The organism is Halosolutus sp. DAT137, from assembly GCF_059736405.1.
Map to the genome: position 1 here is coordinate 70643 of NZ_JCAQID010000008.1, position 13378 is coordinate 84020.

General features: G+C 63.3%; 23 protein-coding genes and 1 tRNA gene. 1 reads left to right on the forward strand and 23 read right to left on the reverse strand.

Annotated features, from left to right (window positions below):
• Window position 1: 1 nt before the first annotated feature.
• The 23 genes from AC6I6L_RS13460 to AC6I6L_RS13570 are packed head-to-tail and all read right to left on the reverse strand — an operon-like array spanning window position 2 to window position 12594.
• Window positions 2-469: a 50S ribosomal protein L30 gene (locus tag AC6I6L_RS13460; protein ID WP_497918280.1), complete on the reverse strand. Its 468-nt coding sequence runs from the start codon at window positions 467-469 to the stop codon at window positions 2-4.
• A complete protein-coding gene (locus tag AC6I6L_RS13465; protein ID WP_497918281.1) occupies window positions 466-1125 on the reverse strand; it encodes a 30S ribosomal protein S5 in 660 nt (219 codons plus the stop codon). The genes AC6I6L_RS13460 and AC6I6L_RS13465 overlap by 4 nt, the downstream gene beginning before the upstream one ends.
• Window positions 1122-1670, reverse strand: a complete 549-nt coding sequence (locus AC6I6L_RS13470; RefSeq protein ID WP_497918282.1) for a 50S ribosomal protein L18 — start codon at window positions 1668-1670, stop codon at window positions 1122-1124. The genes AC6I6L_RS13465 and AC6I6L_RS13470 overlap by 4 nt, the downstream gene beginning before the upstream one ends.
• Complete coding sequence (locus AC6I6L_RS13475; protein ID WP_497918283.1) at window positions 1670-2119, reverse strand: 50S ribosomal protein L19e; 450 nt, start codon at window positions 2117-2119, stop codon at window positions 1670-1672. Before AC6I6L_RS13475 ends, AC6I6L_RS13470 begins: the two co-directional genes overlap by 1 nt.
• A complete protein-coding gene (locus tag AC6I6L_RS13480) occupies window positions 2112-2825 on the reverse strand; it encodes a 50S ribosomal protein L32e (protein ID WP_497918284.1) in 714 nt (237 codons plus the stop codon). The genes AC6I6L_RS13475 and AC6I6L_RS13480 overlap by 8 nt, the downstream gene beginning before the upstream one ends.
• Before the next feature lie 3 nt (window positions 2826-2828).
• On the reverse strand, window positions 2829-3362 hold the full coding sequence (locus AC6I6L_RS13485; protein ID WP_497918285.1) for a 50S ribosomal protein L6: 534 nt from the start codon (window positions 3360-3362) through the stop codon (window positions 2829-2831).
• 2 nt (window positions 3363-3364) lie between these two features.
• Window positions 3365-3757 carry a 30S ribosomal protein S8 gene (locus AC6I6L_RS13490; protein WP_497918286.1) on the reverse strand — a complete coding sequence of 131 codons (393 nt, stop codon included), beginning with the start codon at window positions 3755-3757 and terminating at the stop codon, window positions 3365-3367.
• A 1-nt stretch (window position 3758) separates the two neighbouring features.
• Window positions 3759-3941, reverse strand: coding sequence for a 30S ribosomal protein S14 (locus AC6I6L_RS13495; protein WP_497918287.1), 183 nt, complete (start codon window positions 3939-3941; stop codon window positions 3759-3761).
• Window positions 3934-4473, reverse strand: a complete 540-nt coding sequence (locus AC6I6L_RS13500) for a 50S ribosomal protein L5 (RefSeq protein WP_497918288.1) — start codon at window positions 4471-4473, stop codon at window positions 3934-3936. Before AC6I6L_RS13500 ends, AC6I6L_RS13495 begins: the two co-directional genes overlap by 8 nt.
• Window positions 4470-5258 carry a 30S ribosomal protein S4e gene (locus AC6I6L_RS13505; protein WP_497918289.1) on the reverse strand — a complete coding sequence of 263 codons (789 nt, stop codon included), beginning with the start codon at window positions 5256-5258 and terminating at the stop codon, window positions 4470-4472. Before AC6I6L_RS13505 ends, AC6I6L_RS13500 begins: the two co-directional genes overlap by 4 nt.
• Entirely contained in the window at window positions 5255-5611 is a 357-nt protein-coding gene (gene rplX, locus AC6I6L_RS13510; RefSeq protein ID WP_497918290.1) for a 50S ribosomal protein L24, read from the reverse strand. Before rplX ends, AC6I6L_RS13505 begins: the two co-directional genes overlap by 4 nt.
• Window positions 5611-6009 (reverse strand): 50S ribosomal protein L14, encoded by a 399-nt coding sequence (locus AC6I6L_RS13515; protein ID WP_497918291.1) that lies wholly within the window; start codon window positions 6007-6009, stop codon window positions 5611-5613. The genes rplX and AC6I6L_RS13515 overlap by 1 nt, the downstream gene beginning before the upstream one ends.
• A complete protein-coding gene (locus AC6I6L_RS13520) occupies window positions 6009-6446 on the reverse strand; it encodes a 30S ribosomal protein S17 (protein WP_497918292.1) in 438 nt (145 codons plus the stop codon). The genes AC6I6L_RS13515 and AC6I6L_RS13520 overlap by 1 nt, the downstream gene beginning before the upstream one ends.
• Window positions 6437-6841, reverse strand: coding sequence for a ribonuclease P protein component 1 (locus tag AC6I6L_RS13525; RefSeq protein ID WP_497918293.1), 405 nt, complete (start codon window positions 6839-6841; stop codon window positions 6437-6439). The genes AC6I6L_RS13520 and AC6I6L_RS13525 overlap by 10 nt, the downstream gene beginning before the upstream one ends.
• 6 nt (window positions 6842-6847) lie before the next feature.
• Window positions 6848-7060: a 50S ribosomal protein L29 gene (rpmC, locus tag AC6I6L_RS13530; protein WP_497918294.1), complete on the reverse strand. Its 213-nt coding sequence runs from the start codon at window positions 7058-7060 to the stop codon at window positions 6848-6850.
• Entirely contained in the window at window positions 7060-8019 is a 960-nt protein-coding gene (locus AC6I6L_RS13535) for a 30S ribosomal protein S3 (protein ID WP_497918295.1), read from the reverse strand. The genes rpmC and AC6I6L_RS13535 overlap by 1 nt, the downstream gene beginning before the upstream one ends.
• Window positions 8019-8510 carry a 50S ribosomal protein L22 gene (locus tag AC6I6L_RS13540; protein ID WP_497918296.1) on the reverse strand — a complete coding sequence of 164 codons (492 nt, stop codon included), beginning with the start codon at window positions 8508-8510 and terminating at the stop codon, window positions 8019-8021. Before AC6I6L_RS13540 ends, AC6I6L_RS13535 begins: the two co-directional genes overlap by 1 nt.
• Window positions 8511-8517: 7 nt before the next feature.
• Entirely contained in the window at window positions 8518-8940 is a 423-nt protein-coding gene (locus AC6I6L_RS13545; RefSeq protein WP_497918297.1) for a 30S ribosomal protein S19, read from the reverse strand.
• Window positions 8937-9659: a 50S ribosomal protein L2 gene (locus tag AC6I6L_RS13550; RefSeq protein ID WP_497918298.1), complete on the reverse strand. Its 723-nt coding sequence runs from the start codon at window positions 9657-9659 to the stop codon at window positions 8937-8939. The genes AC6I6L_RS13545 and AC6I6L_RS13550 overlap by 4 nt, the downstream gene beginning before the upstream one ends.
• A 1-nt stretch (window position 9660) precedes the next feature.
• Window positions 9661-9915, reverse strand: coding sequence for a 50S ribosomal protein L23 (locus AC6I6L_RS13555; protein ID WP_497918299.1), 255 nt, complete (start codon window positions 9913-9915; stop codon window positions 9661-9663).
• Entirely contained in the window at window positions 9912-10664 is a 753-nt protein-coding gene (gene rpl4p / locus AC6I6L_RS13560) for a 50S ribosomal protein L4 (RefSeq protein ID WP_497918300.1), read from the reverse strand. The genes AC6I6L_RS13555 and rpl4p overlap by 4 nt, the downstream gene beginning before the upstream one ends.
• Before the next feature lie 3 nt (window positions 10665-10667).
• Window positions 10668-11687, reverse strand: a complete 1020-nt coding sequence (locus AC6I6L_RS13565) for a 50S ribosomal protein L3 (protein WP_497918301.1) — start codon at window positions 11685-11687, stop codon at window positions 10668-10670.
• Window positions 11688-11691: 4 nt separating this feature from the next.
• Window positions 11692-12594: a putative RNA uridine N3 methyltransferase gene (locus AC6I6L_RS13570; RefSeq protein WP_497918302.1), complete on the reverse strand. Its 903-nt coding sequence runs from the start codon at window positions 12592-12594 to the stop codon at window positions 11692-11694.
• Between the two features lie 437 nt (window positions 12595-13031).
• Here AC6I6L_RS13570 and AC6I6L_RS13575 point away from each other — a divergent pair.
• A tRNA-Gly gene (locus AC6I6L_RS13575) sits at window positions 13032-13102 on the forward strand.
• Window positions 13103-13378: the final 276 nt, after the last annotated feature.

The window sequence follows — 13378 nt, forward strand, 5'->3', positions numbered from 1 at the left end:
GTTATCGCATCGATTCTAGCAGGTCGTTAATCTGCGCAGTTGTATGTTTTCCGAGTTGGCCGCCCTCGACGGTCGGCTTCTTGATTCCCTCGTGGCCGCCACGCGGCGGGTGGAGCCGAAGCGTCGGGGACAGGCCGACGTCCCGAAGCGTCGTCTCCTCGTCGAGCAATGCCTCGGCGAGCGCACCGAAGTCATCGTACTCGGTGTTCTCGGCCAGCCACTCCTCGTCCACGTCGGACTGCTTGCCCTCGAGGGGCTCCGATCGCTTTGCGAGCAGCGTCTCGAGGACGTCCGCGTCAGGCTCACCGACCGCGACGTAGTCGTTGACTTTCGTGATCATCCCGCGGTAGGTGTCCGTCTCGGGAACCAGCGTGCAGTGGTTGACGCTGTGGATGTTGAGCATCTCGAGCGTATCCTGTACGTCCTGTTGACGGTTCACTTCCCCGCGGACCTGAACGATCGCTTTCATTGGTCAGCCACCTCGGCGTCCTCTCGCTCGCGGTTCGGACGGCGCTGTGGGTGACGCGACTTCGAGGCGTTCTCGAGTGCGTTGAACGTCGCCTTGGCCAGGTTCACGGTCGTTCGCGTGTTGCCGTGGCTCTTCGTCCAGGCATTCTCGATACCGGCGAGTTCGATGACCGCGCGAACGGTGTCACTCGCAGCCAATCCCAGCCCTTCGGGGGCAGGGATAAGTTCGACCTCGACGGAGCCGGCTTTGCCTTTCGTCCGGCGGGTCAGCGAGTGGGGCCGATCGGATCTGTCTTCCCACGACCCGGAGCCGCGGGGGACCTGGATGATGTTCAGTTTCGCGATACCGATCGCCTTCTGGATGGCGGAGCCGACCTGGTCGTCCCGGCCTTCCGCGTAGCCGATGAAGCCGTCGCGGTTGCCGACGGCGACGACGCAGCGGAACTTCACGCGTCGGCCGGAGTCGGTCATGCGCTGGACCATGTTGATGTCCAGCACCTCGTCGTCCAGTCCGGGGAGGAGCTGATCGACGATCTCGGGTTCCTTCAGCGGAAGCCCCGAGTTGAGGGCAGCCTCCATCGTGTCGATGTCGCCCTCCTGAACCTTGCGGCCGAGACGGGTTACGGGCTCCCATCCACTGTCGTTGTAGTTGCTCATTCGAGAATCGCCTCTCGTACCTCGTCGAAGTGTTCTGGTAGGTCGGTCGCGTCGAACTCGCCGCTGTACAGCGGCTCGTCGAGCTGTTCGGCGTACTCGGCGACGTGTTCGCCGCGTGTACGCGACCAGTCAGCGAGTACGCTGTCGTTGTGCGGAATCTCGAGACCGGCGTCGATCGCGCCCTCCTGGACGGCGAACACCTTGTTGCCGGGCGTCGCCGTGTTGAGACCGATGTCGAGGACGGCTTCCTCGAGACCGGCGTCGACGGCTCGTTTCCCGGCCAGCAGGCCGGTCAGGTAGGCCGCCGAGATGTTACTCGTCGGGGCCTCCCAGCCGTATTCCTCGAGATCGCTCGAGTGTGCACTTGCAAGTGTTTCGTCTCCCTGAGGTCCGGGAGTGATCAGCTGCGCCGTAGTGTGCTTGTTGCTCTTGCGAGCGACGAGGCGTGGCTTGCCCGATTTCAGCAGGCGCAACCTCTGATGGTAGTCCGTCCGGACCTCACGGCGACGGCGCATCGGAACGTTGTATCGTGGTCCTGTCGCCATTATTGGTCACCGTAGTTGTCGTCGATATAGTTCAACAGGTACCGGACGCTCCGGAACTCGCCACCGCCAGCCTTTCTATAAAGCGTGCGGTACTGCGTGGGCGTGAGTTCGCCCTTGTCGCGGAGTTCGCGGAGTTTCCGTCGCTGTGCTCGAATCTTGTTCTGCCACTCGTCTTTCTCGTTCTGACGTGCGCCTTTCTTGCCGCGGCGCTTGCCGGGCCCGTTCTGGTGGCCGTATGCGCGTTTTGCGTTGCGCTCTCGGGCACGACCGCGGGAGTTGCCTTTTGCGTCATCAGCCTGAATGCGACCTTCGTCGACGAGCTCTCGGATCTCGTCGCGAGTGATCGCTTCGGCGATGTCCGCCTGGGCCTCGGGGTCGAGCCAGACTCGGTTTTGCCCGACGTCGAGAACGTCGGCTGCGAGTCGCTTCTGTGCGGAGAGATCAGTCATTGGATTCCACCTCGACTTCTTCGTAGGTCGGATTCAGGACACGAACGCCCTGGGCTTCGGCCTCCTCTTCGATCCGTTCGCGCTTGCGCGCACCGACGGCTGAAGCGATCCGAACCGCCTCGCGGTCGCCGTCTACGCCCTCGAGGTCGTCGACGTTCTCGACGTGGACTTCCTCGAAGCCGCTCGGATGTTTGCCCCGAACTGCTTTCGGGGTTCGGAATCCGGCCTGGACCTTCTGTCCTTTGCCTTTGACGCCACGTCGCTGCTTCGAGAGCTGGCCACGTGGTCGGCGCCAGGACGTCGGCGTCCGCTTTTTCTTGTGATAGTCCTGTCGGTTGAACTGCGGCTTGCCGACGCTCCGTCGGCGGTTGAGCAGACGCTCTTCGGACTCGGAGAGCTCCGGCGTCTTCTCGGTCAGCCCGCGTGGCTGCAGTTCGGTTTCGACGTCCTCGTCGGCCTCCTCGGCCTCCTCGGCGTCTTCGTCTTCGATCTCTGCCTCGGTCTCCTCGGAGACTTCGAGGTCGCCGACGTCGGCTTTGATACGCGCTGCGAGCGCGTTCCCGACGCCGTCGGCCTCGGCCAGCTCGCTCTGGTCTGCCTCCTTGATGTCGTCGATCGACTCGAAGCCGGCTTCGCGCAGCGCCTCCGCTTTGCTCGCGCCGACGCCGCTGATGTCTTCGAGTTCCTGTGGTTCGTCGTCTGCCATCTATCAGGCACCTCCTTTCGCGGGTTTCTCGGTGATGTAGACGCCGTCCTGGAAGACGCGGGTGTCCTTGCCGCTGACACGCGTTAGCTGCTCGATGTCAGCCGCCGTCTGCCCGACGTGTTCTTTGTTCGGTCCGGAGAGGACCAGTTTCTCGTCGTCGACGGAGACATCGGTGTCACCGTGAATGGTCGTACGTCGCGGTGCCTTTTCGCCGAGGAAGTTCTCGATGACGACCTCGTCGCCCTCGGCGCGGACCTGCATCGGGAAGTGAGAGTAGAAGACTTCCATCTTGTACTCCCAGCCTTCGGTCACGCCGTGGAACGCGTTCTGGATGTGGCTCTCGAAGGTGCCGACGGTCGCGTTCGTTTTCGCGTCCTCGGCGTCGCTTTCGATTACCACGGTGTCGTCTTCGACCTCGACGGTCACGTCCGGGTACCAGAGACGGCGGCTCACGCTGCCGTCCGGGCCCTCGACGGTCACGTCGAGATGATCGACCTCGACGGATACGGTTTCGGGGATTTCCAGTTCAACTCGCATGGTTAGTAGACGTATGCGATCACCTGGCCGCCGATCCCCTGCTCACGAGCCTCGTAGTGGCTCATGATACCGCTGCTCGTCGTGACGACGAGCGCACCGAAGTCTCGAGCGGGGAGATAGCGTTTCTCCCACTTCTCGAAGTCGTCGGCACCTGCGGCGTAGCGGGGCTTGACGGGGCCACACTCGTTGATCGCTCCTTTCAGTTCGATCTCGAACTGACCGGCTTTACCGTCGTCGACGTACTCGAAGCCGTCGATGTACCCGCGGTCGTAGAAGACCTCGAGTACGCTGCCGATCTCGTTCGAGGCGGGCGTTACCTCGTGGGTCAGATGTCCCACGCTTTCGGCGTTGTCGAGTCCCGAAAGCGCGTTGCTGAGTGGATCGTTTCCGGTCATATTATCGATACTTCTTGAATCCCATGTCGCGGGCGATTTCGCGGAAGCACTGTCGGCACAGGTTGATGTCGTACTTTCCGACGAGTCCCTGTTTGCGGCCACAGCGCTGGCAGTCCTCGATCTGGCCGGTGCGCTTTGCGGCGTGTTCGCCCGTGCGATCGGCTTCTGTTTCGCTTTCACTCATCTGTGGCTTCCTCCACGGTGGCGTCGAAGTTCGCCTCGATGAACGCGATCGCGTCCTCGGGCGTCAGTCGGTGATTCGACGGAATCGATCGGCTCGCCTTGTCGCGTTTGGCGATACGATAGCCGGGACGCACCAGGTTGACGGTGACGTCCAGGCCGTAGATTCCGACGTTCGGGTCGTACTCCTGGCTGGGGAACTCGGTGTGTTCTTCGACACCGAAACTGAAGTTCCCCGTGTCGTCGAACTGCGTCGCGGAGAGATCCGCGAGCGGCAGGGACTTTTCGAGGAAGGCGATCGCGTCGTCGCTCCGGAGGGTGACCTTCGTGCCGATCGGGTCGCCCTGGCGAATGCCGAAGTCGGGTTCGGTCTTTTTCGCCTGGGTGCGGACGCTCTGTTGGCCCGTGACCTCCTCGATGATGTCCTCGGCTTTGCCGAGTTCGCGGCCACCGCGGCCGACGCCCATGTGGACGACGACTTTCTCGACACGCGGTTCGCGCATCTCGTGGAACTCCGCAGAGTCAGCTTCGCTCATTCGTCGTCACCTCCGCTCACGGTTTCACCGTTCGCGTTGTCCGACGACGAGTCGTCGCCAGTGAAGTTCTCGTCGATCACGACGACGTACTCTTCGACGGTCTCGAACCCGCCGTCCTCGTCGACGGCTTCGCCGTCTGCTCGTTGCGTCTCCGACGCAACGCTGGTGGAGACGCTGACGGTGTTCGAGCCGCTGCCGGGCGTGACCTCGATCGTCTCGATCTCGCCGACCTTGCCGCCGTGGTTGCCGCTGACGGCCGTTACGAGTGCACCTTCTTCGTATGGGAAGTGTGCGACGATCGACTTGTCCTCGTTGTCGACGACGATCGAGTCGTTCGTGCTGTACTCGTCGGTGACGGTGATGTTGGTTCCGTCGTGCAGCGTCAGCTGGGTGTCGCCACCGGGGACCTGCTGTTTGCCCTCGATCTTGCCGAGGCGGCTTTCCGCCGCGTCGGCGTCGATTTCGGTCAGTGCGAGGCGGCCGCCTTCGTCGGGGAAGACGCGGTAGTACTCCTCGCGACCGGGGAACGCGACGATGTCGAACATTCCGATCGGCCGCTGTTCGTCGTTGATCGGGTCGCCGTTGACGAGGATCGAATCCTCGCTCAGCGCGTATCGTGCTTCCTTTTTCGAGTCGACGTAGCCGAGAACGTCCCGGAGCAAGACGACGAGCGGGACGCCGTCTTCGCCGTGCGGGCCGGCACCGGCTTTGACGGTGAAGACGTTCGTCTTGCGCTCGACCGGCCAGGACTTCGGTACTGACAGTCGTTTCTGGTGTTTCGTCATTCGGTATCACCTTCGAGGCGTGCCTCACGACGCTCGTCTTCGAGGTCGAGGTCCGTGATACGGACGTTCGACGGGGCGAGCGGCCGTGGCACCTCTTCGCCGTCGGCCGTCTCGACGGTCACGTCTTCGACGTGAATCGTGCCGTCTTCGAGAATCGCGCGGAGAACCTCGCCTTCCTCGCCGGCGTGGTCGCCGCGCATGACTTCGACGGTGTCGCCCGCGTTGACGCGGGTCCGTCGCGTGTCGTACTCCTCGCGGAGCTCGTCGGACAGCGTCGCGTGGAGTTGCTTCCCTCGCTCGTGGAGGGGTGCACGCTCCGTCTGGGTTCGCTGTTTGTGTGGTTGCGTAGTCATTATACGATCATCGTCGCGGTGGACGCGATTGCTCCGAAGCGCTCTGCGACCTCGCGGGCGATCGGGCCCTTGATTTCGGTGCCGCGGGGCTCTTCGTTCTCGTCGATGATGACGGCGGCGTTGTCCTCGAACTTGAGGCGCGTGCCGTCCGGTCGGCGGATCGATTTCCGCTGGCGGACGATAACGGCCTCGAGGACCTGCCGGCGCATCTCCGGGGTACCCTTGGTGACCGAGACGGTCACCTTGTCACCGAGTCCCGCCTTCGGCTGGCGGTTCTTGGTGCCCTGGTAGCCCGCGACGCTGATGACCTTCAGTTCACGCGCGCCGGTGTTGTCGGCACACGTGATCAGGGAGCCTTTCTTCAGGCCCTGCGTGACGTCGGCTTTCATCGCCTCCATCACTCATCACCCTCGTCTGCGGCTGCCGCGAGGTCTTCGGCCGACAGCTCCGGCTCAGGCTCGGCCTGGCTCGTGAGTTCGGCGACGTCCTCGGCGGTCGCTTCCTGGGTTACTTCGACGACCACGTGCGATTTCGTCTTCGACAGTGGTCGGGTCTCTGCGATCTTGACCGTGTCACCGACCGAGAGCGGCTCGAGCACGCCCGGCACGTGTGCCGGGATGCGCGAGCGTCGCTTCATGTAGCGATCGTACTTCGGGACCGCTACATCGTACTCTCGTTCGACGACTACGGTCTTTGCCATGTCCGTCGAGACGACCTGCCCTTCGAGGATCTGCCCTCGAACGGGAAGTTCGCCGTAGAACGGACACTTCTCGTAGTCGTATTCCTCCGGGTTTTCTGGTTCCGGAGGGGTTTCAACGTCTAATCCTATTGCCATGGTGAATCACCATTCGTTTCCGTGCGTCGGGCGGGTCGTGAGAGCAGTCGCGAACCATCGACCGTAACGTAGGCTACACCCTCGCCAGCGCTGTCTGTATCTGCCAACTGCTCGGCAGTCTCAGGTTGAGTTTCGGCCAGTTTGGGCGCAGTCCCCAACCCCTTCTCGGAGTCGGCGGCGTCATCTGTGATCGCGAACTCGAACGTCGAGCCCGATTTGGGAACCATGACGACCCGAGAGTCGCCGTCGTCACGAACTTCTACCGACAGGGTATTCGTCGTCTCGATGACGACACGCCCCGCTAAGCCGACCCGCGAGGGGTCGTCGCTGTCGACGACCCGTACGGGAAGGCCGTTGAGTTCGTGACGTGGCAGCGTCTCGGGTGTCAGTGGCATCGTGTGTTATTCGTCGTCGAAGTCGCCTTCCTCGCTCTGAATCGTCTTGATTCGAGCGATCGTGCGACTCAGTTCACCGATTCGGCCCGGATTCTCCGGGGCGCCACCGGCTGCGAGAACGGACTTCTGGTTCAACAGTTCCGTCTCGAGTTCTTCGAGTTCCTCTTCGCGCTCAGCGGCCGTCATGTCGCGAATCTCTTCGACGTGGAGGATCGCCATCAGGCGTCACCCCCCTCGTCTGCCTCTTCCGCGTCGGCCTCGGCGTCGTCGTCCATTTCGGCGACGAGCTGCTCGGCTTCCGCTTCGACGTCTTCCTCGAGTTCGTCCAGATCGTCCTCGATCGGCGAGTCGTCGGGGACTTCGACGTCCTCGTCGAGGTCGTCGGCCGTCTCTTCTTCGATGACCTCCTCGACGACGTCTTCGTCGAGGTCGGCCTCCGCATCGGTTTCGACGGCGTCCTCAGCCGCGGCTTCAGCGCCGGCGTCGGCCGCCTCGGCAGTCTCCGGTTCTCCCTCGAGCAGTTCTTCGACGCCCTCGGCCTCGTTGGCCTCGACGGCCTCCGGAACGAGTTCTTCGGGGTCCACGTCGTCGTGGATCTGGAAGTCGTCGGGCAGTTCGGCACCCGGCGGGATGATCTTCACGTCGACACCGATCGTGCCGAGTTTCATGACCGCGACACCCTGGCCGTGGTCGACGACCTCTTCGGCGGGTTCACCGTTGTGCTTGATGTAGCCGCGGTTGAACTTCTCGACGCGCGATCGTGCGCCCGTGACCTTCCCGGAGAGGACGATCTCGGCACCGAGTGCGCCGGCTTCCATGATCCGATCGATCGTGGTGTGACCGGCTTTCCGGAAGTACCAGCCACGCTCGAGTGCGTTGGCCAGTCGATCTGCGACGATCCGTGCATTCAGGTCGGGTTCTTCGACCTCCTGAACGTCGATCTGGGGGTCCTCGAGGTTGAACTTCTCTTCGAGGGCCGTCGTGACCTTCCGGATGTTCTCGCCGCCTTTGCCGATGACCATCCCGGGCTTTTCGGCCTTGAGGACGATTTGCGTTCCCATCGGCGTCTTGGCGACGTCCATACCACCGTACCCTGCGCGGCCGAGTTCTTCCTGGAAGAACTCGTCGATCTGGGACCGCTGCAGGCCGTTTTCGATGAACTGGTGTTCGTCAGCCATTAGTTGTCATCCTCCTCGTTTTCGTCCGAGGAGCCGTTCTCCTCGCTGACGACGATCTCGACATCGACCTGCGGCGTGTTCCAGGCCGATGCACGCCCCATCGCGCGGGGCTTGCGACCGACCGACTCACCGACCTTGTGGGCGGCGACGTGGGCGATTTCCATCGAGGAGCCGTCAAAGCCCTGATGATCCGCGTTCGCCTCGACGTTCTCGAGCAGGTCGAGGAATTCCTCGGAGACTTTCTCCGGGTACTTGCCGGCGTCCCAGCCGTCGATATCCGATCGGTGGCCGGCACCGGTGTTGTGCGATCGGAACGGCACCGACTGCTTCTCGTCGATAACGTCCTGGAGGTAGGCCTGGGCGTCCGCGACGGTCCGGCCCTTGAGTTCGCGTGCGACCTCCTTGCTGTGCTTGTGGCTCATGTGACGCTCCCGGAGCATCGCTTTCGCGGTCGCGTCCGGATCCGCGTCGACTGAGTAGTTGATTCCCATACGATGATCACTTCAGTGGGACGAATTTCGACGATCGGGTTGCACCGATACCAGCCTGTCCGTGTTCGACCGAGTTACGGGTGAGCTGGAACTCACCGAGATAATGACCGATCATCTCCGGGTCGACGCGGACGCGCTCGAAGGCCTGTCCGTTGTAGACCTCGAAGGTTAGTCCGACGAACTCCGGCAGGATCGGCATATCTCGGAGGTGCGTGCGAACGGGGTTGTTCGCCGTCTCTTCCTCGTCTTTCCCGCGGGCCTTCTCGAGGAGCTTTTGCTTCTCGACCGACAGGCCGCGTTCGATACTTCGCCGCTTGCGAGCGGGCAGCAGTTCCGCAACCTCTTCGAGTTCCAGATCCTGCAACTCGTCGAGCGTGTGGCCGCGGTAGGTGAACTCACCTTCGCGGCCGGTTCTGTACTCCTGGCTCATTTGTTTCCACCTCGACCGGTACGGCGCGAGGAGATGTCACCCACCTTCCGTCCCGGCGGGGCATCCCGCGAGACGGACTTGGGTTTGCCGGGGTGCTGGCGGCCGCCGCCACCGAACGGGTGGTCGACGGCGTTCATCGCAACACCGCGGACGCGAGGCCACTTCGAGCCCCGGGCTTTCATCTTGTGATACTTGTTCCCAGCTTTGACCATCGGCTTCTCCGTTCGGCCACCGCCGGCGACGACGCCGATCGTGGCACGACACTGCGGATCGAGGCGCTTGACCTCGCCGCTTGGAAGCTGGACGACCGCCGCGTTACGGTCGTGGGTGATCAGGTCCGCGTTGACGCCGGATGCGCGAGCGAACCGACCGCCGTCGCCCTGGTTGGCTTCGACGTTACAGACCGGAACTCCTTCCGGGATCTCCGCGAGCGGAAGCGTGTTTCCGGGCTTGATCTCCGCACTGACGCCGACCTGAATCTCCTCCCCGACGGAAACGCCTTCGGGAGCGAGGATGAGTCGCTGGTCGCCGTCTTCGAACTCGACGGCCGCAACGGGGGCCGATCGAGCCGGGTCGTGCTCGATGTCCACGATCGTTCCGCGGACGACGTCTGCGTCTTCTTCCTTCTTGTGGTCGAGTTTCGCCTTGTATCGGTGCGACGGGGCGCGGAACGTCGGCGTGCCGCGTCCTCGTCGTTGTCCGAGAATGCGTCGTCCCATCTCAGAACACCCCGATTCGCGAGGCGACTTCCTGGGCGTCGTCCTCGGCGGAGAGTTTGACGGTTGCTTTCTTTGTGCCCTTCATGGTCAGTTGCGTGTTGACGTCGTCGACCCCGACGTCGAAGCGCTCCTCGACTTCGGCCCGAATCTCGGGCTTGGTGGCGTCCGGGTTGACGACGAACTGGAGCTTGTTCTCGAAGTCCATGTCGTTCATCGCCTTCTCCGTGACCAGTGGGTGATCGATCAGCGTGCTCATCGGTCGGCCACCTCCTCGAGTGCGCTCTCGGTCCAGACGGTCAGTCGACCGGGCTGTGCGCCCGGCGCGAGGTCCTCGGCGTTGACTTCCGCGGCCGTCGCGACGTCCGCACCGGCGAGGTTCCGGGCCGCACGTGACGGGCCGGTTTCGCTCGAGGTCACGAAGAGGATCGACGTCGGCGTCTTGTACTTCCGTCCGCGGGTCTTCCCGCGACCCGATCGGACGCTTCGGCCCTCGTCTGCGCGTTCGATGTCGTCCGCGAGGCCGGCGGCCTCGAGGAACGAGACGACCTCTTTCGTTTTCTGGAGGTCCTCGAACTCGTCGCTGACGACGACTGGAATCTCGGCGTCCTCGTCGAACTCGTGGCCGCGCTCGGCGACGAGTTCGGCGTCGGTCGTCGCAGCGATCGCGCTGCGGACGGCCAGTTTCTTCGTTTTCGTGTTGATCGATTCAGACCAGTCCTTCTCGGCTTTCGGCGGGTGGGCCTTGCGTCCCTTGACGGCCTGGGGAACGCGTCGTGCGCGTCCGTCCTGGCGGGGAACGTGGGCCATCCCGCGGCCGCTACCGAACGATTCGGCGGGCGTTCGCATGCCGGCGAACTCGTCGGCACCGTAGTCCTGTTTCCGGTTTGCCTGGGCGGCGCGAACGGCCTGAGCGATCAGGTCCGGGCGGTACTGGGTCTCGAACACTGCCGGCAGTTTGACCTGCCCCGCGTCCGAGCCGTCCAGGTCTCGTACTGTTGCGTCCATGTGTTATCCCTGGTTGGATGCGGTGGAGACGTAGCGCACCTCGGGATCGAGGCGCGGCTGGTCTCCGGGTCGGATCGCCGGGCGGAAGCGCACGAGGCGCTTGTTCGGCCCGGGGAGCGATCCCTTGATCAACGCGTGCGGGCCGTCGACTTCGCCGTAGTTGACGAAGCCGCCGTCGACCGTCGCGTCAGCCCCGTCGCCGATGTCGACGAGGCGCTTGTTCAGTTCCGTCCGCTGGTGGTAGCCGGTCTGTCCCTGCTGTGGGACCGTCGACCGGACGCGAGACGGGTTCCAGGGGCCGAGGTTCCCGATGCGGCGTCGCCATCCCTGCCGGGCGTGTTTGCCCTTTCGTTTCTGGACGCCCCATCGCTTGACGGGTCCCTGGGTGCCTTTGCCTTTCGTGACGCCGCTTGCGTCGACGTACTCGCCGGCGCGGAACACGTCGTTCATGACGTGCTCGCCACCGTCCTCGACCAGTTCGAGGGCGAAGTCGACGCGGTCCTCGACGGAGCCGCCGCCGACGCGCGTCTCCATCACGTCCGGTTTCTTCTTCGGAACCGACGGCACGGATCCGGGAACCGTGTGCGTGATGACGCGCACGTCGTCGACGCGCCCCTCGGAGAGGAGCCCGCGGAGTTCCTCCGCGGCAGCGTCGCTGTCGTAGTCGTCACCGGGAACGTCGAGGACGCGATCGAGCTCCGAAAGGAGTTCGTCGGTCCAGACCTCGGTGACTGGTTTCATTCCATACGGCGTCTGTTCGTACGCTCGCAGCGCAACCGCGCGCATCGCTGGCGTCTCCACGATCGTCACGGGGACGGTCTCTTCCATCCCTTCGGTCGGCGAGTTCGCTTTATCGTCGACCATGACGACGTGGGTCATGCCGGCTTTGTAGCCCGCGAAACCCTGAAGCGTCGGCTGTCCGTCGTCGTCCGGCCACGAGTTAAAGCGCGGGACCTCGCTGGTCGCACGCTGCCGTGGGCCGAACCCGAGTGAGCCTTTGCGTGGTGAATTTGCTTGTGGCATTCTATCACTCTCTCAGTGAGAGGGATGCGAGCGTCGCGAACAGAGCCTCCTCCGTTCGCACGACCTCGCTTCCCTGATCCGGAATCGTGTTCAGCCAGAGGTCGAACCCCGGATCGGCGGTGGGTTCGACTCCGTTATCCGCATCCCGACGCGCCGAAAGCGCGTCGCTGTCTCGTTGACCCGCTGGGTCAACGCCGACGGCGGATTCCTCGATTCCGAGGATAGCCGGCAGCCCTCTCTCGGGCGCGCCGAACGCGACGGTCATCCCGTCGCGATCGATCTGCCCGGCCAGCGTTCCGAGCCGCCCGACGGTGAGTTCCTCACCGAATCGGGAGGCCGCGATGCGAACGCCGGCGTCCTCACGGCCGAGAGCTGCCCGCAGGTCCGTCCGCTCGACCGACAGCCCCGGAAGAGGCTCGTCGACGAGTTTCGCCCGGACCGGTCGTCGCGAAGAGATCCTGACGGTCACGCGCTCTCCCTCCGACACCTCCATACTGGGAGGCGTATTGAGGGAGATCGGGTGTTGCAAGCCGCAATTGACCCGGACGCGCCCTTCAGGTCCGACCTCGGTCACGATTCCTTGTCTTGACGACCCCGAACCGTCAGATTCGGAGCCGGTCTGTGACGTGGCGTGGAGCGGCGGCAAGACCCCGACGTACTCCAGTTCGTCTCGCATCCCCCAGGCCTCGTTGCGGAGATATGGGGGCGTTGCGGCGTACCGCAGTACGGTCGTTACGAACCCGCCGTCGAATCGCCCGCGTTCGCCTTCCCGATCGGGGTAGACGACGAGGCGATCGACCCGGAAGATCGTCGCCGCGCGGGCGACGTATCCGAGCTTGCGAGTTGCCTCGCGTTTGTCCTCGGCCTCCCGCGTGATCGACGACGGCACGAGTACGTTGGTGGTCATGCCGTGACGCTTCGATACCGCGTCACTAGACTGTAGCGATCTTTTACCGACAGGGTGGTAAAAGGATAGCGGATTCGATCCCCACTGTGAACCGCCCACAAGGGCAAATTCGCACGATACAGGTTCTCAAGGTAATAGGTCACAGGGGGTGATGCATCCGGAGGACAGTGATATTCCGCTACTCGCGTCCATTCGAGGGAGATCGACTGGGTGGCAGTGCTCGCTCGGGTACTGGGCGAAGAATTATGTCGACCAGAAATTTTTGGTTTCGTGTGCGCGCTCGCGCACAGGCGTTGGCGGTCTTCGACCGGGACTGCAAGCCAGACACGGGACTACAACGGTTCGATCGCCACCGTGTGACACGACTTCGAGACCCATACCGGGTGCGATTCGCAACTCTTATACACCGCTCCCGAGTTAGATGTAAATGCAACAGGGCGCTGGTAGTGTAGTGGTATCACGTGACCTTGCCATGGTCACAACCTGGGTTCAAATCCCAGCCAGCGCACTTCTACGGCGAGCAGTTTCGACGAGCACCGCGTAGCGTGTGCTCGTCATCCGTGAGCCGTAAAGTCGCCCTGGGTTTGAATCAGGGAGGTCGCACGCAGCGAGCGAAAGCAAGCGAGTACGTCCGACCGTGGTTCAAATCCCAGCCAGCGCATTTCTGGCGCGAACAATCTCGTGAGCGACAGAAATCGGATCTGGAGTTGAAGTAGAGAAGTCACAACCCGGGAAGTGAGCGAAGCGAACGACACGGAACGTCTTTGCGTGGTTCAAATCCCAG